The 21,034-nt window shown below is 72.1% G+C and carries 20 protein-coding genes; 13 read left to right on the top strand and 7 right to left on the bottom strand.

All coding sequences use genetic code 11. The features are described 5' to 3' along the window. The first annotated feature begins 1 nt into the window (after window position 1). Window positions 2-2,479 (top strand): phenylalanine--tRNA ligase subunit beta, encoded by a 2,478-nt coding sequence (gene pheT / locus AB0G50_RS21720; RefSeq protein WP_360111463.1) that lies wholly within the window; start codon window positions 2-4, stop codon window positions 2,477-2,479. Window positions 2,480-2,808: 329 nt separating this feature from the next. Further along, entirely contained in the window at window positions 2,809-3,285 is a 477-nt protein-coding gene (locus AB0G50_RS21715) for a hypothetical protein (RefSeq protein ID WP_360111460.1), read from the top strand. Here the strand turns inward: AB0G50_RS21715 and AB0G50_RS21710 are convergent. Next, complete coding sequence (locus AB0G50_RS21710) at window positions 3,282-3,953, bottom strand: DNA alkylation repair protein (protein ID WP_360111457.1); 672 nt, start codon at window positions 3,951-3,953, stop codon at window positions 3,282-3,284. The two genes, AB0G50_RS21715 and AB0G50_RS21710, sit on opposite strands and share 4 nt — an antisense overlap. A gap of 41 nt (window positions 3,954-3,994) precedes the next feature. Between AB0G50_RS21710 and sthA the strand changes: the two genes are divergently transcribed. Further along, on the top strand, window positions 3,995-5,407 hold the full coding sequence (gene sthA, locus AB0G50_RS21705) for a Si-specific NAD(P)(+) transhydrogenase (RefSeq protein WP_360111454.1): 1,413 nt from the start codon (window positions 3,995-3,997) through the stop codon (window positions 5,405-5,407). Here the strand turns inward: sthA and AB0G50_RS21700 are convergent. The 3 genes from AB0G50_RS21700 to AB0G50_RS21690 are packed head-to-tail and all read right to left on the bottom strand — an operon-like array spanning window position 5,404 to window position 8,280. Next, complete coding sequence (locus AB0G50_RS21700; protein ID WP_360111451.1) at window positions 5,404-6,168, bottom strand: HEAT repeat domain-containing protein; 765 nt, start codon at window positions 6,166-6,168, stop codon at window positions 5,404-5,406. The two genes, sthA and AB0G50_RS21700, sit on opposite strands and share 4 nt — an antisense overlap. 10 nt (window positions 6,169-6,178) lie before the next feature. After that, window positions 6,179-7,453 (bottom strand): LLM class flavin-dependent oxidoreductase, encoded by a 1,275-nt coding sequence (locus AB0G50_RS21695; protein WP_360111448.1) that lies wholly within the window; start codon window positions 7,451-7,453, stop codon window positions 6,179-6,181. After that, complete coding sequence (locus AB0G50_RS21690) at window positions 7,450-8,280, bottom strand: LLM class flavin-dependent oxidoreductase (protein WP_360111445.1); 831 nt, start codon at window positions 8,278-8,280, stop codon at window positions 7,450-7,452. The genes AB0G50_RS21695 and AB0G50_RS21690 overlap by 4 nt, the downstream gene beginning before the upstream one ends. Before the next feature lie 182 nt (window positions 8,281-8,462). Between AB0G50_RS21690 and argC the strand changes: the two genes are divergently transcribed. From argC to AB0G50_RS21645, 9 genes are read left to right on the top strand one after another with little or no spacing between them, the layout of a single operon-like run. Continuing rightward, window positions 8,463-9,479 (top strand): N-acetyl-gamma-glutamyl-phosphate reductase, encoded by a 1,017-nt coding sequence (gene argC, locus AB0G50_RS21685; protein WP_360111442.1) that lies wholly within the window; start codon window positions 8,463-8,465, stop codon window positions 9,477-9,479. Further along, window positions 9,476-10,648, top strand: a complete 1,173-nt coding sequence (argJ, locus tag AB0G50_RS21680; protein WP_360111439.1) for a bifunctional glutamate N-acetyltransferase/amino-acid acetyltransferase ArgJ — start codon at window positions 9,476-9,478, stop codon at window positions 10,646-10,648. Before argC ends, argJ begins: the two co-directional genes overlap by 4 nt. Further along, window positions 10,645-11,520 carry an acetylglutamate kinase gene (argB, locus tag AB0G50_RS21675; protein WP_360111436.1) on the top strand — a complete coding sequence of 292 codons (876 nt, stop codon included), beginning with the start codon at window positions 10,645-10,647 and terminating at the stop codon, window positions 11,518-11,520. The genes argJ and argB overlap by 4 nt, the downstream gene beginning before the upstream one ends. Continuing rightward, the gene (locus AB0G50_RS21670) at window positions 11,517-12,680 is read left to right on the top strand and encodes an acetylornithine transaminase (protein WP_360111433.1); all 1,164 of its coding nucleotides are present in this window, start codon (window positions 11,517-11,519) and stop codon (window positions 12,678-12,680) included. The genes argB and AB0G50_RS21670 overlap by 4 nt, the downstream gene beginning before the upstream one ends. 2 nt (window positions 12,681-12,682) lie before the next feature. Further along, window positions 12,683-13,609 carry an ornithine carbamoyltransferase gene (argF, locus tag AB0G50_RS21665; RefSeq protein ID WP_360111430.1) on the top strand — a complete coding sequence of 309 codons (927 nt, stop codon included), beginning with the start codon at window positions 12,683-12,685 and terminating at the stop codon, window positions 13,607-13,609. Then, a complete protein-coding gene (locus AB0G50_RS21660; RefSeq protein ID WP_360111428.1) occupies window positions 13,606-14,112 on the top strand; it encodes an arginine repressor in 507 nt (168 codons plus the stop codon). The genes argF and AB0G50_RS21660 overlap by 4 nt, the downstream gene beginning before the upstream one ends. Next, window positions 14,105-15,301, top strand: a complete 1,197-nt coding sequence (locus AB0G50_RS21655) for an argininosuccinate synthase (RefSeq protein WP_360111425.1) — start codon at window positions 14,105-14,107, stop codon at window positions 15,299-15,301. Before AB0G50_RS21660 ends, AB0G50_RS21655 begins: the two co-directional genes overlap by 8 nt. Further along, complete coding sequence (gene argH, locus AB0G50_RS21650; RefSeq protein WP_360111422.1) at window positions 15,298-16,689, top strand: argininosuccinate lyase; 1,392 nt, start codon at window positions 15,298-15,300, stop codon at window positions 16,687-16,689. The genes AB0G50_RS21655 and argH overlap by 4 nt, the downstream gene beginning before the upstream one ends. Next, the gene (locus AB0G50_RS21645; RefSeq protein ID WP_360111419.1) at window positions 16,673-17,293 is read left to right on the top strand and encodes a DNA-3-methyladenine glycosylase; all 621 of its coding nucleotides are present in this window, start codon (window positions 16,673-16,675) and stop codon (window positions 17,291-17,293) included. Before argH ends, AB0G50_RS21645 begins: the two co-directional genes overlap by 17 nt. 52 nt (window positions 17,294-17,345) lie before the next feature. On the opposite strand, the gene AB0G50_RS21640 is transcribed toward AB0G50_RS21645, so the two are convergent. The 3 genes from AB0G50_RS21640 to AB0G50_RS21630 form a co-directional block, all read right to left on the bottom strand. Then, complete coding sequence (locus AB0G50_RS21640; RefSeq protein ID WP_360111416.1) at window positions 17,346-17,867, bottom strand: EF-hand domain-containing protein; 522 nt, start codon at window positions 17,865-17,867, stop codon at window positions 17,346-17,348. Window positions 17,868-17,996: 129 nt separating this feature from the next. Then, entirely contained in the window at window positions 17,997-18,527 is a 531-nt protein-coding gene (locus AB0G50_RS21635; RefSeq protein WP_360111413.1) for an EF-hand domain-containing protein, read from the bottom strand. Between the two features lie 128 nt (window positions 18,528-18,655). Continuing rightward, entirely contained in the window at window positions 18,656-19,147 is a 492-nt protein-coding gene (locus tag AB0G50_RS21630; RefSeq protein WP_360111410.1) for a hypothetical protein, read from the bottom strand. Window positions 19,148-19,237: 90 nt separating this feature from the next. Here AB0G50_RS21630 and tyrS point away from each other — a divergent pair, with 90 nt between their 5' ends. Further along, window positions 19,238-20,512 (top strand): tyrosine--tRNA ligase, encoded by a 1,275-nt coding sequence (tyrS, locus tag AB0G50_RS21625; protein ID WP_360111407.1) that lies wholly within the window; start codon window positions 19,238-19,240, stop codon window positions 20,510-20,512. The last annotated feature ends 522 nt before the right edge of the window (window positions 20,513-21,034 follow it).

Raw genomic sequence — 21,034 nt, 5'->3', positions numbered from 1 at the left:
GGTGCGTATCCCGGTTACCTGGCTGGTGGAGAACCTCGAGTTCCCCGAAACCCCCACGCCGGACCAGCTCGCCGAGGCCTTCGTGCGGATCGGCATCGAGGTGGAGGAGGTCCTGCCCCTCGCCGGCGTCACCGGTCCGCTCGTCGCGGGCCGCGTGGTCGAGATCGAGGAGCTGACCGAGTTCAAGAAGCCCATCCGGTTCTGCCGGGTGGAGGTCGGTCCCGAGCAGGTCAACGGCATCGTGTGCGGCGCGCGGAACTTCCGCGAGGGCGACACGGTCGTGGTGGCGCTGCCCGGCGCGGTGCTGCCCGGCGACTTCACCATCGCCGCGCGCAAGACCTACGGCCGCACCAGCGAGGGCATGATCTGCTCGGCCAAGGAGCTGGGCCTCGGCGAGGACCACACCGGCATCCTGGTGCTGCCCAGCGGCACCGCGCGGCCCGGTGACAACGCGCTCGAGCTGCTCGGCCTGGACGACACGGTGATCGAGGTCGCGCCGACGCCGGACCGCGGGTACGCGTTCTCGGTGCGCGGTCTGGCCCGGGAGATCGCCTGCGCGTTCGACGTGCCGTTCGGCGACCCCGGCCTGGCCGAGGTGCCGGAGGCCGAGGGCGAGGTCTGGCCGGTGCACATCGAGGACCGCACCGCCTGCTCGCGGTTCGTGGCGCGGCGCGTCACCGGTGTCGACCCGACCGCGCCCACCCCGTGGTGGATGCGCCGGCGGCTGATGCTCGCGGGCATCCGCTCGATCTCGCTGCCGGTCGACATCACCAACTACGTGATGCTGGAACTGGGTCAGCCGCTGCACGCCTTCGACGCGTCCGCGGTCAAGGGCCGGCTGGTGGTGCGCCGGGCCGGGACCGGCGAGAAGCTGACCACGCTCGACGGGTCGGCCCGCCCGCTGGACCCGGACGACATCGTGATCTCCGACGACAGCGGCGTGATCTCGCTGGCCGGCGTGATGGGCGGCGCGTCCACCGAGGTCCGCGACGACAGCACGGACATCCTGTTGGAGGCGGCCAACTGGGACCCGCCCTCGATCGCCCGCGCGGTGCGCAGGCACAAGCTGCCCAGCGAGGCGGCGAAGCGGTTCGAGCGCACCGTGGACCCGGCGCTCGCCCCGGTGGCGCTGGAGCGCGCGGCCCGGCTGCTGCACATGTTCGGCGAGGGCAGCATCAAGCCCGGCCGCACGGACGTGGGCGTGCCGGAGCTGCCCGAGCCGGTGTCGATGCCGATCGACCTGCCGGACCGGGTGGCGGGTGTCCGCTACGCGCGTGGCGCGACCGCGCGCAGGCTCGGCCAGATCGGCTGCCGGGTCGAGGTGACCACCGGTGACGACGGCACGACCTTCGTCACCGCGGTGCCGCCGACGTGGCGTTCGGACCTGACCCAGCCCGCCGACCTGGTGGAGGAGGTGCTGCGGCTGGAGGGGTTCGACACGATCCCGTCCACGCTGCCGCCCGCGCCCGCCGGTCGCGGCCTGACCGAGCGGCAGCGCCGCCGGCGCACGGTGTCCCGCGCGCTGGCCGAGAACGGCTTCGTGGAGGTGAAGCCGTTCCCGTTCGTCGCGCCGGAGGTGTTCGACACGCTGGGCCTGCCCGCGGACGACGTGCGCCGCGAGTTCGTGAGCGTGCTGAACCCGCTGGAGTCGGACAAGCACGCGCTGGCCACCACGCTCGTGCCGGGTCTGCTGGAGGCCGTGCAGCGCAACCTGGCCCGCGGCGCGAAGGACTTCGCGGTCTACGCGGTGGCCCAGGTGACGCTGCCGCGCGCGCAGCCGGTGCCGGTGCCCGAGGTCGGCGTGGGCGTGCGCCCGGACGACGCCCAGGTGGCGTCGCTGTTCGCGGCGCTGCCGCAGCAGCCGGAGCACGTGGCCGGCGTGCTGGTGGGTCAGCGCGAGCGGGCCGGCTGGTGGGGCAAGGGCCGCGCGGCGGACTGGGCGGACGCGGTGCACGCCGCGCGGCTGGTCGGCCAGGCCTACGGCGTGGAGCTGACCGCGGTGAAGGCCGAGCTGGCGCCGTGGCACCCGGGCCGGTGCGCGCAGCTGCGGGTCGGCGACTGGCCCGTCGGCCACGCGGGCGAGCTGCACCCGAAGGTGGTCGACGCGCTGGGTCTGCCCAAGCGCGCGGTGGCGTTCGAGATCGACCTGGACGCGCTGCCGCTGACCGACGACCGGCCGGCGCCCGTGGTGTCGGCGTACCCGCCGGTGCTGCTGGACGTGGCCGTCGTGGTCGGCGCGGACGTGCCGGCCGAGCAGGTGGCGCGGGTGCTGCGGACCGGTGGCGGCGGGCTGCTGGAGGACATCCGGCTGTTCGACGACTTCACCGGCGAGCAGGTCGGCGAGGGCAAGCGGTCGCTCGCGTACTCGTTGCGCTTTCGCGCGCCGGACCGCACGCTCACCGTCGAGGAGGCCACCGTCGCGCGTGACGCGGCCGTGTCCGCCGCCGCCGACCGCTTCGGTGCGGTTCTGAGGGGCTGACGCTGTGTCCCGAGCCCGCACTGGTGCGGGCTCGGGGTTAGCCCCTGAGGGTGAAACTTTCGCGGCCGATATGTGGTCGAAGCGCAGATCAGGGCACGCAGAGTGAGGTGTCAAGGGGTCTTTGGACCTGTGTTTCCGGGCCGGGTTGGTGCTTGCGCACAGGTTGAACTTTCTTCAAGATTGGCTGCGCGGCCCGAGGGGCCGAGGGGCGAAGCGATGAACCGCCGGGCGAGTCTGGTCGCCGGTCCGACGGGGAGCTAGCGGCGAACCCACCGCCTGGAGCAGCAGTTCTTCAGTGAGGTTGCCTCATGCGTAGCTTGGGACCGCGGATGGAAGTCGCCGTCGCCATGACGATCCTGGGCGTCGGCGCCGCCGTGGTCGCGGCCATGCACCTCACGTGGCCCGAACCCGAAGTGCCCGCCATGGCCTACTCGATCAGCAACGGTGAGTCCGGCGTCGGCGACCTGAAGCCGTTCGAGATCAACGACATCTCCGGCGCGCCGGTCGAGCTGACCCCCGGCAGCGAGGGCGCCCGCAAGGTCCGGCTGTCGAACCCGAACAGCGTCGGCATCATCGTGATCACCCTCCAGGCCGTGCCCGGCCGCCCGCTGGACGAGGCGCACAACCAGGTCGAGGGCTGCCCGTCCGGCGTGCTCACCGTGTCGCCGATGGCGGCGCCGGTGGAGATCCCGCCGGACGGCGCGGTCGAGGTGGACATGGTCGTGCAGATCGCGGCGGACGTGCCGGCGGCGTGCAAGGACCTGGTCTTCCCGCTGACCTACTCGGGTCGGGCCACCCGCGGCTAGAGGTGCTTGAGCGCCTCGCGGCGGGACAGCGGCGAGAGCCCCGGGTGCGCGTCGACGAACGCCAGCACCCAGCCCGGGTCGACCCGGGCGTGTTGGCGCAGCGCCCAGCCGATCCCCTTGCGCAGGAAGAAGTCCGGGTCGTCCTGGTTGGCCTCGACGCACTCGGCCAGCAGGTCGGTGTCGGTGTCGCCTTTGGACCCCAGCTGGCAGATCACCGACGTGCGCCGCAACCACCGGTCCTCGTGCCGCGACCACGCCCGCACCACCGGCACGAGTTCGTCCGGCCACCCGCGCAGCAGCGGGCCGACGTGCCGGGACGCCAACTCGTCCACGTGGTCCCACCACGCGCCGGTCGTGATCAGCTCCTCCAGCAGCGGCACCAGCCCGGGTTCCCGCCACCGCGCGTACCGGTCCAGCAGGGCGGTCGCCGCGTAGCGCTCCTCCCGGTACGCCGCGTCGCGCCACAGCGTCGACACCACGTCGACCACCTCGGCGGGCGTGGCGAGCGGGTGCGCGGCGAACACGGCGCGCAACACCGCGGCCCGCTCGGGTTTCGGCACACCCCGGAACGGCATCTCCGACTTCATGTACCGCTGCATCTCCGGCGCCTTGGCGGGGTCCGCCGCGTCGGCGAGCGCCCGCCGGATCGTGACCACGAGTCCATCCACGGCACCACCGTAGGTCGCCTTCGTGTGACACGCTTCGGGCCATGAGCGAGTACGACTACGACTTGGTCGTCATCGGGTCGGGTCCCGGTGGGCAGAAGGCCGCGATCGCGGGCGCCAAGCTGGGCAAGAAGGTCGCCGTCGTGGACAAGCAGGACATGGTGGGCGGTGTCTGCGTCAACACGGGCACCATCCCGTCCAAGACGCTGCGCGAAGCGGTCATGTACCTCACCGGCCTGAGCCAGCGCGACCTCTACGGCGCGAGCTACCAGGTCAAGGAGGACATCACCATCACCGACCTGCTGGCGCGCACCCAGCACGTGATCGGGCGTGAGGTCCAGGTCGTGCGGGCGCAGCTGCACCGCAACCAGGTCGAGCTGCTCACCGGCACCGCGAGTTTCGTCGACCCGCACACGATCGCCGTGCAGGGCGCGCACCGCGGCGAGCACCACACGGTGACCGCCGAGAAGATCGTGATCGCGGTCGGCACCCGACCGGCCCGGCCCGACCAGGTCGACTTCGACGAGGAGCGGGTGCTCGACTCGGACGAGGTGCTCGCGCTGGAGGAGATCCCGTCCTCGCTCGTGGTCGTCGGCGCGGGCGTGATCGGCATCGAGTACGCCTCCATGTTCGCCGCGCTGGGCAGCCGGGTCACGGTGGTCGAGCAGCGTGACCGGATGCTCGACTTCTGCGACCCGGAGATCGTGGAGTCGCTCAAGTTCCACCTGCGGGACCTGGCCGTGACGTTCCGGTTCGGGGAGAAGGTGGTCGACGTCGCCGTGTCCGAGAAGGGCACCGTGACGACGTTGGCCAGCGGCAAGCGGATCCCGGCCGCCGCGGTCATGTACTCGGCGGGCAGGCAGGGCGCGACCGAGGCGCTGGAGCTCGCGAACGCGGGCCTGGAGGCGGACCGGCGCGGCCGGCTGTCGGTGGACGAGCACTACCGCACCCCGGTGGAGCACATCTACGCGGTCGGCGACGTGATCGGGTTCCCGGCGCTCGCCGCGACGTCGATGGACCAGGGCCGGCTCGCCGCGTACCACGCGTTCGGCGAGCAGGCGCGCGAGCTGTCCGCGTTGCAGCCCATCGGGATCTACACGATCCCGGAGATCTCCTACTGCGGCGCCACGGAGGCCGAGCTGACCTCGTCCGCGGTGCCCTACGAGGTGGGGCTCGCGCGGTACCGGGAGCTGGCGCGCGGCGCGATCGTCGGCGACGCCTACGGCATGCTGAAGCTGCTGGTGTCCACTGTGGACCGCAAGCTGCTCGGCGTGCACCTGTTCGGCACCGGCGCGACGGACCTGGTGCACATCGGCCAGGCGGTCATGGCGTGCGGCGGCACGGTGGACTACCTGGTGGACACGGTCTTCAACTACCCGACCCTGTCCGAGGCGTACAAGGTGGCCGCCCTGGACGTCACGAACAAGATCCGCGCCCTGGACCGCTTCGGCGCCTAGGTCCGCCGGGCGGCGAGCCGGTCGGCCGCGGTGTCGCGCACCGCGGCCTCCGGGTCCTCGGCGAGCACCCGCAGCATCGCCGCGGCCCGCGGACCCCGGTACGCCGCAAGCGTTTTCGCCAGCTGCTCGCGCACCTCGGCGGACGGGTGGTCGAGCAGGTGGGCCAGCTCCTCGGGGTTGCCGCGACTGCGGGTGCCCAGCTGGAACAGCGCGATCGTCAGGTCCGACACCGAGTCCGCCTCCGCGAGCATCGCCATCAGCTCGGGTTTCGTCTCGACCCGCGTGTCGTCCGGATCGCCGAGCCGGGCGCGGATCCTGGCCGAGCCGTAGTCGCCGAAGCAGCACACCGGGCACGGGCACGGTGTGCGGCCGTGCGCGTCCGGTCGGTACCGCCACCCGACGACCCGGCTCACCGGTCGCACCCGGTGGATCTCCCGCCGGGACACGCCGCGCGCCAGCACTACCTCGTACCCGCGCGGGTCCTCGTGGTCGCGGATCAGCGCCACCGCGCCCGCCGCGGTGAGCGCGACCCGGGGCGCGCCGTAGTGGCCGACCTCGACCGGTTCGTCGTCGGGCAGCCGGAAGTCCACCGCGACGATCGTGCGCTGCCCGCGCCGCCGCAACTCCCGCGCCCACTGGTGCGAGAGGGTGTACGACGGCAGCACGGGCAGGCAGAACACGCCGCGGGCGGTGGACCGGATCCCGGTGCGCACCACCGACCGCGCGAGCTTCTCCGACGTCAGGTGGGTGAACAGCGCCACGTGCCCGACCCTACAGCGGCGGCAGCTCCAGGTGCTCGCGCAACGTGGTGCCCTCGTAGGAGGTCCGGTACACGCCGCGCTCCTGGAGCTCGGGCACCAGCCGGTCCACCACTTCGTCCACAGTGGACGGAAGCAGCTGCGGTGAGAGGTTGAACCCGTCCACCGCGCGGTCGCGGACGAACCGCGCCCACTCGTCGGCGATCCGCGACGGCGTGCCGATGAACGACGAGTGCCGCGGCTGGACCTCCAGCACCAGCTGGTGGATCGAGAGGTTCTTGTCCCGGGCCAGTTCCCGCCACTCCCGGATCCGGTCGAGCTTGCCGGTGCGGTCGGCGACGGAGAGCGTGCCGCGCGACGGGTCGAGCTCGCCGTCCACCGGCTCGACGTCGGGCAGCGGCCCGTCCGGGTCGTAGCCCGACAGGTCCGTTCCCCAGTACTGCTCCAGGAACGCGATCGCCCGCTGCGGGTTGATCTGGATCCGCCGGTGGTGCTCGGCCTTCTCGATCGCCTCCGCGTCGGTGTCGCCGAGGACGACCGACGCGCCGGGCAGGATCCGCAGCGAGTCGGGGGACCGGCCGTAGGTCGCGAGCCGCTCGCGCAGGTCCGCCGCGTACGCCACGGCCTTGTCGTAGGTGGCGTTCGCGGAGAACACCACGTCCGCGTGCCGCGCGGCCAGGTCGCGCCCGCCCGCCGAGTCGCCCGCCTGGAACACCACGGGCCGGCCCTGGGGCGACGGCGGCACGGTCGCGGCCGTGCTCAGGTCGACCAGGTCGGTGTGCCGCTCGACCTCGCCGCCGGCCCAGATCGCCTTGGCCGCCTCCACGAACTGGGTCGCCCGCTCGTAGCGCCGCTCGTGCGCGAGCCACCCGCCGTGCCGGAAGTTCTCGCCGGTCCACGCGTTGTCGGTGGTCACGACGTTCCACCCGGCCCGACCGCCGGACAGCGAGTCCAGGGTGGCGAGCCGGCGCGCCAGGTCGGCGGGGAAGTTGTACGTGGTGTTCTGGGTCGCCACCAGCCCGATGTGCGTGGTGGCACCCGCGAGCGCGGACAGCTGGGTGATCGCGTCCGGCCGCCCGGCGACGTCCAGCGCGAACGGCCGACCGCGGTTCTCCCGCACGCGCAGGCCCTCGCCGAGGAAGAACGCGTCGAACAGGCCGCGCTCGAGGGTGCGGGCGATCCGCACGAAGGCCTCGATGGTGGTGTGGTCGGTGACGGACGGGTCCTGCCAGAGGTAGTTGTTGCCGACGCCGGTGTAGAACACGCCCAGGTGCAGCCGCGGGCTCATCGCACTCCTCCGGTGGCGAAGCGGTTGGCGGGCCTGGTCAGGCCGAGGGTGGCGCGCAGCGTGGCGCCGCGCGGCGGCAGGTCGAGCGCGGGCAGCACGTCGGCGAACAGCGTCCCGAAGTCGTCCTCGGCCGGGTGCAGCCGCACGCCGTCGACCCGACCGTCGAGGTCGCGCAGCACCGCCGGCAGGTCCGGCGTCACGGCCAGTTCGAGGAACACCAACGGCCCGTCCCGGTCGACCGGCTCGTCGACCAGCACCACATCCGCGTCCACGCCGAGGTCGGCGGGCGCGATCACCACCGGCTGACCCTGCGGCGGCCGCGGCGTGATCAGCGGTCCCTTGACGGTGAACGCGGTCCCGACGAAGTCCACGTGGTGCACCCGGTCGGGGTCGAGGTAGCGGCCGGTCGCCACGTCCTTGACCACCGCGTCGTCCTCCCACGAGTCCCACAGCGCCCGCACCACCCGCACGACCTCGGCCGGGCTTTCCCCGTCGCCGCCGCCCACGGTCGCGAGCTCCGCCGCGGTGGACCGCTGCACGACCCACCCGGCGCGACCGTGCGTGGCGTGGTCGAGGCTCGCGATCTGCGCGGCGAGGTGGAACGGCTCGGTGGTGGCCGTCGGCACGCCGGGCGCCAACCCGACGCCCGAGGTCCGGGTGGCCAGGAACGCGGCCCGCCCCACCGCCTCCAACCTGAACCCGCCCGCGGGCGGCAGGGGCGAGTCGGCGAACGTGACGAAAGCGACCCCCACCTCCTCGGCGGCCTTCACGACCTCGCCGAACCGGGCACCGGCCCGATCGGTCTCCAACGCGACGAGCAACCCCATCCGGTCCTCCCAATGCCGTCCTGACCTCGACACTAGGACCACGGTCGAAGTCCACTCACGATGTGGGAGACCTGGACGGGCCACGGGTTTTGTGCACCGAAGTACAACCCCTTCGGGTGACCCGGACCGCAGTTCGGCAAACCGAGTTGAGTGACCTTGCATCCGAACGCATACTTATGCGCATGACGGTGCGGATCGCGGTGGCCGGGGCGAGCGGGTACGCCGGCGGTGAGTTGCTGAGGCTCCTGCTGGGGCACCCCGAGGTGGAGATCGGCGCGCTCACGGCCGGTGGCAACGCCGGCACGAAGCTGCTCGCGCACCAGCCGCACCTGCTGCCGCTGGCCGACCGGGTGCTGGCCGAAACCACCGCCGACACCCTCCGCGGCCACGACGTCGTCTTCCTCGCCCTCCCGCACGGCCGCTCCGCCGAGATCGCCGCGCAGCTGGGCGACGACGTGCTGGTCGTGGACTGCGGCGCGGACCACCGGCTCACCGACGCGGCCGCGTGGGAGCGCTGGTACGGCGGCGAGCACGCGGGCAGCTGGCCCTACGGCCTGCCCGAGCTGCCGGGGCAGCGCGACGAGCTGCGCGGCACGAAGCGGGTCGCGGTGCCCGGCTGCTACCCGACGGTGTCGTCGCTCGCGCTCGCGCCCGCCGTCGACCTGATCGAGCCCGAGGTCACCGTGGTCGCGGTCTCCGGCACGTCCGGCGCGGGCCGCTCGCTCAAGCCGAACCTGCTCGGCTCCGAGGTGATGGGCTCGCTGTCCGCCTACGGCGTCGGCGGCGCGCACCGGCACACCCCCGAGATCACCCAGAACCTGTCCAAGGCGGCCGGCGCGCCGGTCGGGGTGTCGTTCACGCCGGTGCTCGCGCCGCTGCCCCGCGGCATCCTCGCCACCTGCACGGCCACCCTGCGCGACGCGGACACCGACGTCCGCGCGGTCTACGAGAAGGCCTACGCCGACGAGCCGTTCGTGCACCTGCTGCCGGAAGGCCACTGGCCGACCACGGGCGCGGTGCTCGGCTCGAACGCCGTCCAGCTCCAGGTCACCGTCGACCGCGACCTGAACCGCCTCGTGGTGGTCGCCGCGGTCGACAACCTGGCGAAGGGCACCGCGGGCGCCGCGGTGCAGTGCATGAACCTGGCACTCGGCCTGCCGGAGACCACCGGCCTGTCCACCGTGGGAGTAGCACCGTGAACCGCAACAAGGGCGTCACCGGTCCCAAGGGCTTCCAGGCCGCGGGCGTCGCCGCCGGCATCAAGGAGTCCGGCGCGCTCGACCTCGCGCTGGTGGTCAACGAGGGCCCGCGCCAGGACGCCGCGGGCGTGTTCACCACCAACCAGGTCAAGGCCGCGCCCGTGCTGTGGTCGCAGCAGGTCGTCAAGGAGCGCAGGCTCCGCGCCGTCGTGCTGAACTCGGGCGGCGCGAACGCGTGCACCGGTCCCGAGGGCTTCCAGGACACCCACGCCACCGCGGAGAAGGTCGCCGACGTGCTGGCGGTCGGCGCGATCGAGGTCGCGGTGTGCTCCACCGGGCTGATCGGCGAACGGCTGCCGATGGACAACCTCAAGGCGGGCGTGGACAAGGCCGTCGCGGAACTGGCGACCGGCGACCAGGCCGGCCTGAACGCCGCCACCGCCGTGATGACCACCGACACCCGGCCCAAGCAGTCGCACGCCGTGCACGCCGACGGCTGGTCGGTCGGCGGTTTCGTCAAGGGCGCCGGGATGCTCTCGCCGAACATGGCCACGATGCTCAGCGTCATCACCACCGACGCGGTGGTCGACGGCGCGGCGCTGGACGCGGCACTGCGCGCGGTCACCGCCCGCACCTACGACCGGCTCGACGTCGACGGCGGCACGTCCACCAACGACACCGTGCTGCTGCTGGCCTCCGGCGCCTCCGGCGTCACCCCGTCCGACGAGGACTTCCGCGCCGTGCTCACGCAGGTCGCGGCGGACCTCGTCAAGCAGCTCCAGGGCGACGCCGAGGGCGTGACCAAGGAGGTCTCGATCACGGTCAACGGCGCGCTCAGCGAGGACGAGGCCGTGGTGGTGGCCAAAACCGTCGCCGAGGACAACCTGGTCAAGACCGCGCTGTTCGGCTCGGACCCCAACTGGGGCCGCATCGCGATGGCCGTCGGCCGCTCGAAGGCGACGGTCGACCAGGACCTGCTCGGCATCACGATCAACGGCGTCACGCTGTTCGAGAAGGGCCACAAGGCGGCCGACCGGAGCGAGGCGGACCTGTCCGGCCGGGACGTCGCCATCGTGATCGACTTGAACCTGGGCGACGGCGGGGCGACGGTGCTCACCACCGACCTCTCGCACGACTACGTCGAAGAGAACAGCGCGTACTCCTCATGAGCACACCGGGTGACAAGGCCGCCATCCTGATCGAGGCACTGCCCTGGTTGCAGCGCTTCAAGGGCGCCACGATCGTGGTCAAGTACGGCGGCAACGCCATGGTCGACGACGAGCTGAAGCGCGCCTTCGCGCAGGACATGGTGTTCCTCAAGCTCGCCGGCCTGCACCCCGTGGTGGTGCACGGCGGCGGACCGCAGATCGCCGCGATGCTCGACCGGCTCGGCATCCACAGCGAGTTCCGCGGCGGGCTGCGGGTCACCACGCCCGAGGCGATGGACGTGGTCCGGATGGTGCTCGTCGGCCAGGTCCAGCGGGAGCTCGTCGGCCTGATCAACGAGCACGGCCCGTACGCGGTGGGCCTGTCCGGCGAGGACGCCCACCTGCTGACCGCGACCCGCCGCCCGGCCGTGGTCGACGGCGAGCCGGTCGACATCGGCCTGGTCGGCGACATCGTGAACGTGCGCCCGGAGGCGGTGCTGGACATCGTGCGCGCCGGTCGCATCCCGGTGGTGTCCACGGTCGCGCCGGACGCGGACGGCGTGGTGCACAACGTCAACGCGGACACCGCGGCCGGCGCCGTGGCGGTGGCCCTGAAGGCGGAGAAGCTCGTCGTCCTCACCGACGTCGAGGGCCTCTACGCCGACTGGCCCGACCGGGGTTCGTTGTTGCACCAGGTCCGCGAGTCGCAGCTGGAGAAGCTGCTGCCGGAGCTGGACGCGGGCATGGTCCCGAAGATGGAGGCGTGCCTGCGCGCCGTGCGCGGCGGTGTCCCCGAGGCGCACGTGATCGACGGCCGCCTCGCGCACTCGGTGCTGCTCGAGGTTTTCACGTCCGAAGGTGTCGGAACGATGGTGTTGAAGGACGAGGCATGAGCGACCAGCAGCGGTGGCAGGCCGCGATGATGAACAACTACGGCACCCCCTCCCTGACCCTGGTCCGCGGCGAGGGCGCGCACGTCTGGGACTCCGAGGGCAACCGCTACCTGGACCTGCTGACCGGCATCGCGGTCAACGCGCTCGGCCACGCGCACCCGGCCGTCGTCGCGGCGGTGACCGACCAGATCGGCAAGCTCGCGCACACGTCCAACCTGTACATCAACGAGCGCGCGCTGGAGCTGGCCGAGCGGCTGCTCGACCTGGCGGGCGTCGACGGCGACGGCCGCGTGCTGCTGTGCAACTCCGGCGCCGAGGCCAACGAGGCCGCGTTCAAGCTGAGCAGGCGCACCGGCCGCACCAAGGTCGTCGCCACCGACGGCGGTTTCCACGGCCGCACCATGGGTTCGCTCGCGCTGACCGGTCAGCCCGGCAAGCGCGCGCCGTTCGAGCCGCTGGTGCCCGGCGTCGTGCACGTCCCGTTCGGCGACGTCGCGGCGCTGGAGGCGGCGATCGACGACGAGACCGCCGCGTTCATCGTGGAGCCGGTGCAGGGCGAGCAGGGCGTGGTCGTCGCGCCGGAGGGCTACCTCCAGGCCGCGCGCCGGATCACCGCCGAGCACGGTGCCCTGCTGATCCTGGACGAGGTGCAGACCGGCATCGGCCGGCTCGGCAGCTGGTTCGCCTTCCAGCAGGTCGGCGTGGTGCCGGACGTGGTCACGCTGGCCAAGGGCCTCGGCGGCGGCCTGCCGCTGGGCGCGTGCATCGCGATCGGCCCGGCCAAGGACCTCTTCGAGCCCGGCCACCACGGCACCACGTTCGGCGGCAACGCGGTGTGCTGCGCCGCCGCGCTCGCGGTGCTCGACACGATCGCCGCCGACGGCCTGCTGGAGCACGTCGCCGCGGTGGGCAAGGAGATCGCGGCCGGCGTGGAGGCGCTGAACCACCCGCTCGTGTCCGGTGTCCGCGGCGCCGGCCTGCTGATCGGCGTCACCCTGCGCGAACCGGTCTCCGCCCGGGTCGCCGCGGCCGCCCAGCGCGCCGGCTACCTGATCAACCCGATCCAGCCCGACGTCATCAGGCTCGCCCCGCCGCTGGTCCTCGAGGAAGCCGACGCCCAGCGGCTCATCGCCGACCTGCCGTCCTGTTTGGAGCCCTAGCCATGGTCCGCCACTTCCTGCGTGACGACGACCTGACACCCGCCGAGCAGACCGAGATCCTCGACCTCGCCGACCTCTACAAGTTCGACCGACTCGGCACCAAGCCGTTGGCCGGACCGAAGTCCGTCGCGGTCATCTTCGAGAAGAACTCCACCCGCACGCGCCTGTCGTTCGAGGTGGGCATCGCCCAGCTCGGCGGCAACCCGGTGATCATCGACGGCCGCTCGATGCAGCTCGGCCGCGAGGAGACGATCGAGGACACCGCGCGCATCCTGTCCGGCTACGTCGACGCGGTCGTGTGGCGCACGTTCGCCCAGAAGCGGATCGAGGCCATGGCCTCCACCGCCCGCATCCCGGTGATCAACGCGCTGACCGACGAGTTCCACCCGTGCCAGGTGCTGGCGGACCTCCAGACCATCCGCCGGGTGCACGGCAAGCTCGCCGGCCTCACCGTCACCTACCTCGGCGACGGCGCGAACAACATGTCCAACTCGCTGCTGCTCGGCGGCGTCACGGCGGGCATGAACGTCCGCGTCGCCGCGCCGGAGAACTTCGCGCCGGCGCCGTGGATCCTGGACGACGCCCGCAAGCGCGCCGCGGACACCGGCGGCACGATCTCCGTGGTGGTCGACCCGCGGGAGGCGGTGGACGGCGCGGACGTGCTGGTCACCGACACGTGGACGTCGATGGGCCAGGAGAACGACGGCCGCGACCGGGTCGGCCCGTTCCGGCCCTACCAGGTCAACGCCGACCTCGTCGAGTCCACCGGCGTCAAGACCACCGTCCTGCACTGCCTGCCCGCGCACCGCGGCTGGGAGATCACCGACGAGGTCCTGGACGGCCCGGACAGCGCCGTGTGGGACGAGGCGGAGAACCGCCTGCACGCCCAGAAGGCGCTGCTGGTCTGGCTGCTGGAGCGCTCGAGGTGAGTCGCACCGCGCGGCAGGCCCGCATCGTCGAACTCGTCACCCAGCGCGCGATCCGCAGCCAGTCCGAACTGGCCAAGACGCTCGCGGTCGAGGGCATCGAGGTCACCCAGGCCACGCTGTCCCGCGACCTGGACGAGTTGGGCGCGGTCAAGCTGCGCGGTGCGGACGGCGGCGCGCCGGTCTACGTCATCCCCGAGGACGGCAGCCCGGTGCGCGGCATCGAGGGCGGCACCTCCCGGCTCGTCCGGGTCCTCGCGGAACTGCTCGTCTCGGTGGACCACTCGGGCAACCTGGCGGTCCTGCGCACCCCACCCGGCGCGGCCTCGTTCCTGGCCAGCGCGCTGGACCGGGCGGCGCTCAACGACATCGTCGGCACCATCGCCGGCGACGACACCATCCTCGCCGTGGCGAGGGAACCGCTCTCCGGAGCGGATCTGGCGGCACGCGTCAGCGCGCTCGCCGCGGGTCAGAACCAAGCACAACAAGGAGAAGGTCATGAGTGAGCGGGTTGTTCTCGCGTACTCCGGCGGGCTGGACACCTCGGTCGCCATCGGCTGGATCGCCGAGGAGACCGGCGCGGAGGTCGTGGCGGTCGCGGTCGACCTCGGCCAGGGTGGCGAGGACCTCGACACCATCCGCAAGCGGGCGCTCGAATGCGGCGCGGTGGAAGCCGTCGTCGCCGACGCGCGGGACGAGTTCGCCGACGAGTACTGCCTCCCGGCGCTCAAGGCGAACGCGCTCTACCAGGACCGCTACCCGCTGGTGTCCGCGCTGTCCCGGCCGGTGATCGTCAAGCACCTCGCCGAGGCCGCCAAGTACCACGGCGCGTCCGTCGTGGCGCACGGCTGCACCGGCAAGGGCAACGACCAGGTCCGCTTCGAGGTCGGCATCGGCGCCCTCGCTCCGGAGCTCAAGGTCCTCGCGCCGGTCCGCGACTTCGCGTGGACCCGCGAGAAGGCCATCGCGTGGGCGGAGGACCGCAACCTGCCCATCGACGTCAGCAAGCGCTCGCCGTACTCGGTCGACCAGAACGTGTGGGGCCGCGCCGTCGAGACGGGCTTCCTCGAGGACATCTGGAACGCCCCGATCGAGGACATCTACTCCTACACCGAGGACCCGGCCGTCCCGCGCGACGCCGACGAGCTGGTCATCACCTTCGACAAGGGCGTCCCGGTCGCCATCGACGGCGAGACGGTGACCGTGCTCCAGGCCGTGCAGGAGCTGAACCGGCGGGCGGGCGCGCAGGGCGTCGGCCGGCTGGACATGGTCGAGGACCGGCTCGTGGGCATCAAGAGCCGCGAGATCTACGAGGCGCCGGGCGCGCTCGCGCTGATCACCGCGCACCAGGAGCTGGAGAACGTCACCCTGGAGCGCGACCTGGCCCGCTTCAAGCGGCAGGTCGAGCAGCGCTGGGGCGAGCTGGTGTACGACGGCCTCTGGTTCTCGCCGCTCAAGTACGCCCTGGACGCGTTCATCGAGGACACCCAGAAGCACGTGTCCGGCGAGATCCGGATCGTCCTGCACGGCGGTCGCGCGGTGGTCAACGGCCGGCGCTCCGACGAGTCGCTGTACGACTTCAACCTCGCCACCTACGACGAGGGCGACGCGTTCGACCAGACCCTGGCCAAGGGCTTCGTGCAGCTGTGGGGCCTGCCGAGCAAGATCGCCGCGAAGAGGGACCTGAACAAGTGAGTTCCCTCTGGGGCGGGCGGTTCGCCGGCGGACCGGCGGAGGCCATGGCGCTGCTCTCGGCGTCCACGCACTTCGACTGGCGACTGGCCCCCTACGACATCGCGGGTTCCCGCGCGCACGCCCGCGTGCTGCACCGCGCGGGCCTGCTGTCGGCCGACGAGCTGACCCGCATGCACGAGGCGCTGGACGTCCTGGAGGCCGACGTGGCCTCCGGGGCGTTCACCCCCACCCTCGCCGACGAGGACGTGCACACCGCGCTCGAGCGGGGTCTGATCGACCGCGCGGGCGCCGAGCTGGGCGGCAGGCTGCGCGCCGGCCGGTCCCGCAACGACCAGGTGGCCACGCTGTTCCGGATGTGGCTGCGGGACGCCGCGCGCCGGGTCGCCTCCGGCGTGCTCGACGTGGTCGACGCGCTGGCCGACCAGGCCGCGGCGCACCCGACCGCGGTCATGCCCGGGCGCACGCACCTCCAGTCCGCGCAACCGGTCCTGCTCGCCCACCACCTCCTGGCGCACGGCCAGGCGCTGCTGCGCGACATCGACCGGATCCACGACTGGGACAAGCGGGCCGCGTTCTCGCCCTACGGCTCGGGCGCGCTGGCCGGCTCGTCGCTGGGTCTGGACCCGGCGGCGGTGGCGGCCGACCTCGGCTTCGACGCGCCGGTGGAGAACTCCATCGACGGCACCGCGTCCCGCGACTTCGCGGCCGAGATCGCGTTCGTGCTGGCCATGATCGGGGTCGACCTGTCCCGGATCGCCGAGGAGATCATCATCTGGACCACGGCGGAGTTCCACTTCGCCGTCCTGGACGACGCCTGGGCAACCGGCAGCTCGATCATGCCGCAGAAGAAGAACCCGGACGTGGCCGAGCTGACCCGGGGCAAGTCCGGCCGGCTCATCGGCAACCTGACGGGTCTGCTCGCGACCCTGAAGGCCCAGCCGCTGGCCTACAACCGGGACCTCCAGGAGGACAAGGAACCGCTGTTCGACTCGGTCGAGCAGCTGGAGCTCCTGCTGCCCGCGATCGCCGGGATGATCGGCACGCTGACGTTCGACACCGAGCGGATGGCGGCCGTGGCGCCCGCGGGCTTCACCCTGGCGACCGACATCGCGGAGTGGCTCGTCCGCCAGGGCGTGCCGTTCCGGGTCGCGCACGAGGCGGCGGGGGAGTGCGTCCGCGCCGCCGAGTCGCGCGGCGTCGGCCTGGCCGACCTGACCGACGACGAGTTCGCCGCGATCTCGCCGTCGCTCACGCCGGAAGTGCGTAGCGTGTTGACCGTGGAAGGTTCCATCGCGTCGCGCGACGCGCACGGCGGCACGGCGCCCGACCGGGTGGCCGAGCAGCTCAAGAGGCTGCGGGACAAGATCTCCGTTGCCCGCAACGCCTAGGCAGCTCACCGAGGAGGAGCTGGCCGTCGACCCCGTCGACGCGGCCAGGCTCCTCCTCGGCGCGAGCTTGGAGAGCACCACCCCGGAGGGCGTGGTCGCGGTCCGGATCGTCGAGGTCGAGGCCTACCGCGGCGGCGACGACCCCGCGTCGCACTGCTACCGCGGCCGGACACCGCGCAACGACGTCATGTTCGGCCCCGCCGGCCGCCTCTACGTGTACTTCGTCTACGGCATGCACTTCTGCGCCAACGTCGTGTCGCTCACCGACGGCGTGCCCGGAGCCGTGCTGCTGCGCGCCGGCGAGGTCACCGAGGGCCTCGACCTGGCCCACGTCCGCCGCCCGGCCGCGCGCTCCGACGCCGACCTGGCCAAGGGCCCGGCCAAGCTCACCACCGTGCTCGGCCTCGACCGGTCGCACAACGGCACCGACCTGACCAGCCCCACCGCCGCGATCCGGCTGCTCGCCGGGCCGCCGGCCGACGAGCCGCCGGAGATCCACACCGGACCCCGGGTGGGCGTGGCCGTCGCGGTCGACGTGCCGTGGCGCTTCTGGCTGCCCTCGCCGGCGGTCAGCACCTACCGCCAGGGCACCCGCCGGCGTTGACGCGCGCGAAGGCCCGGCCTCGCGCGGCGAGACCGGGCCCGAGGTCCGATCGCTAGATCCGGCCGAACACGTGCGTGCCCGGCGCGTCCGGGTTGTCGCCGGTCCAGAACTCCACCCAGTGCCGGGAGAACTCGGCCTTCGACAGGGTGCCGTTGCCGTCCAGGTCCAGCAGCCGGAACACGTCGTCGGTGAACGCGCGCCGCCCGGTCCACGCCTGGATCATCCGGTTGTACTCGGCCGCGGTGACCTGGCCGTCGCCGTCCTCGTCCACCGCGTCGAAGATCGACCGGGCGGTGGCCATCACCAGACCGACCTTGGCGCCGAGCCGGTCCGGGACGGACTGCGCCTCGTCCCGCGTCACGCGCCGGTCGCCGTCCTGGTCGGACACCATCTGGAGCGCGTACCACCAGCTGGTCAGGACCTCGCGCAACTCCTTCGCGTCCCCGGTGCCGCGCAACGCGACCCACCGGTCGGTGAGCGCCTCGAAGTCCTTGCGCTCGAGGAACCCGTCACCGTTCACGTCCATCGCGTCGAACACGAGCGCGATCTTCTTCCGCTGCAAGTCGCTGGCCACGTGAGCAAACCTGGCCGCCCGCCGCACCCGGTGCAATTGACCACACGGGGCATAGCGCGCCGCACAGGGGTGAACTTGTTGATCACCGACCGTGACCCGGGGGCGATCCGGTCCTCGTCCGACCCCCGGTCAGACCTTCCCGAACACGTGCGTGCCCGGCGCGTCCTCGTCGTCGCCCGCCCAGAACTCCACCCAGGCCCGCGCGAACTCCGACTTGGACAGCGCGCCGCTGCCGTCCCGGTCGAGCAGCGCGAACACCTCGTCGGTCGGCACGTCCGACCCGGTCCACGCCCGGATCATCCGGTGGTACTCGGCCGCGGTGACCCGGCCGTCGCCGTCCTCGTCCACCGCCTCGAACATCGACTCGGCCGTCGCGACCACCAGGTCCAGCATCGTGCCGAGCCGGTCCACCACGGACAGCACCTCGGCGAAGGTCACCCGGTCGTCCCGGTCCTCGTCCGACGCCGCCCGCAGGGCCTCCCACCAGGACATCATGATCTCGCCCAGCCGCGGGTCGTTCTCGTGGTCGGGCCCGCCGCGCAGCACCAGCCACCGCTCGGTCAGCGCCTCGAAGTCGGCGCGCTCGAGGAACCCGTCCCCGTTCACGTCCATCGCCTCGAACACGACCGAGGTCTTCCGCCGCTGCAACTCGCTGGCCACGTGAGCAAACCTGGCGTGTCCCGGCACGGCGGGCAATTGGCCGGACGAGTCATCCGACCGACCACAGGGGTGAACCGGTCGATCACGCAGAGTGGCCGGGCTCCGCGGAGCCCGGCCACCGGACACGACTAGCGCACCGTCCTGCGGTACCACACGCGGCGCTCGCCCGAGGGCAGCGCGACCCGGGTGATCACGGTGGTCAGCAGCGCGCCGATCGCCAGCCACAGCAGCGCGGCGACACCGTCGTTCAGCAGCGTCCGCGCGCCCTCGTTCGCCGGGGTGAACAGGTCGCGCAGCCCCAGCGAGACACCGGCCGACCAGCCGTCGATCAGCTGCGCGAACGCGTTCGCCGGGTTGGCGCCCGCGACCACCAGGAAGATGTGGATCGCCAGCACCACCGCGAACAGCCAGCAGACGACGTCGATCACCACGCAGGCGATCCGCACGCCGCGCACCCGCGAGTCGCCGCGCTCGACCACCTCCTCCTCGCGCACCGGCGCGCGGGTGACCAGCTCCTCCCGCACCGGCACGGGCCGAACGGGTTGGGCCACAACGTCTTCCCGCGGTTCCACGGGGCGCACGACCTCGGTGGGCCGCAGGTCGCGACGGGGATGGCTCATCAGCGTTGTCCTCTCACTCGACCCCGATCGGATTACCCGCGACCGGTGCCGGGACAAACCCGGTGGACCGGGTGGGGGACAATCGGCGACGTGAGCGAGCACATCCTGGACGAACTGTCCTGGCGCGGCCTGATCGCGCAGTCGACCGACCTCGACGCCCTGCGGGAGGACCTGGACTCCGGCCCGCTCACCCTCTACGCGGGCTTCGACCCGACCGCGCCCAGCCTGCACGCCGGCAACCTCGTCCCGCTGCTCATGCTGCGCCGCTTCCAACGCGCCGGGCACCGGCCGATCGTCCTCGCGGGCGGCGCGACGGGCATGATCGGCGACCCGCGCGACACCGCCGAGCGCTCGCTGAACTCCCTGGACACGGTCGCCGACTGGGCGTCGCGCATCCGGGGCCAGCTGGAGCGGTTCGTGGAGTTCGACGACGGGCCGACCGGCGCGGTCGTGGTGAACAACCTGGACTGGACCGGGAACGTGCCGGTGCTCGACTTCCTCCGGGACGTCGGCAAGCACTTCTCGATCAACGTCATGCTCGCCCGCGAGACGGTGAAGCGCCGGCTCGACGGCGACGGCATGTCCTACACGGAGTTCAGCTACCTCCTGCTCCAGTCGCACGACTACCTCCAGCTGCACCGCCGCTTCGGCACCCGGCTCCAGGTCGGCGGCTCGGACCAGTGGGGCAACATCGTCGGCGGCGTCGACCTGATCCGGAAGGTCGACGGCGGCTCCGCGCACGCGCTGACCGCGCCCCTGGTGACCGACGCGGAGGGCCGCAAGTTCGGCAAGTCCACCGGCGGCGGCAACGTCTGGCTCGACCCGGCGATGACCTCGCCCTACGCCTGGTACCAGTACTTCGTGAACGTGGGCGACGCCGACGTGCTGCGGTACCTGCGGCTGTTCACCTTCCTCTCCCGGGAGGAGATCGAGGACCTGGCCGCGCAGACCGAGTCCGCGCCGCACCTGCGCGCCGCGCAGAAGAGGCTGGCCCAGGAGTTCACCGACCTGGTGCACGGCGAGCACCAGACGCGGCAGGTGATCGCGGCCAGCCAGGCGCTGTTCGGCCGGGGCGAGCTGCGCGACCTCGACCTGTCGACCCTGGAGGCCGCGATGGCCGAGGCGCCGACCGGCGAGGTGCGGCTGGCCGAAGCGCCGACGATCGTGGACCTGCTGGTGGCCTCGGGGCTCGCGGACAGCCGCGGCGCGGCCCGGCGCGCGGTCAAGGAGGGCGGCGCCTACGTGAACAACGTGAAGGTCGCCGACGAGGAGTGGGTCCCGACCGAGGCCGACCTGCTGCACGGCCGGTGGCTCGTGACGCGGCGCGGCAAGCGGACCACCGCGGGTGTGCGCGTGACGCCCTGACCAGCGTTTTCGACCTGTGCAGGAGGCCGTCGACCCGGTGGGGTCGGCGGCCTTCGTCATTCGTTGGTGTGATCGCAGTCACACTGTTGTGGCGTGGGCGGGTCGGATAGCGTGTCGGTGAGAGCGGCACGGGGTGGCTGACCTGCGGTTTCAGCCCGTGCCGGGTTCCTGTGCCCCCGATTTGACCTCTGGTTCGGGTGCGTGTAACTTTCTCCATGTCAGCGAGAACGGGCCGCGAAAACCGGGCCGGAACGCGACAAGGGTCACGAACCAAGCTCCCACCCAGTGTGGTAGAGTGGGTGACCTGCGAAACAGGAAGACCCAGTCGGGGCCTTGAAGGCCTTCACGACCAGGGCGTCTAGTTTCACCAAACAAGCTTCATGAATGCACAAGCCTCCGATCGAGCCGTGCAAACGGTGAGTGACGATGAGCGCGTGTTCTTTGAGAACTCAACAGCGTGCCGAATAGCCAGTAAATTGTATGAACCTCGTCAAGAGGTTTTCCTTTGAGATTGTTACTGGA

It is taken from the genome of Actinosynnema sp. NPDC020468, from assembly GCF_040642015.1.
GTDB lineage: Bacteria > Actinomycetota > Actinomycetes > Mycobacteriales > Pseudonocardiaceae > Actinosynnema.
The sequence above is the reverse complement of the archived record's forward strand: the minus strand, read 5'-3'. Positions and strand labels throughout refer to the sequence as shown.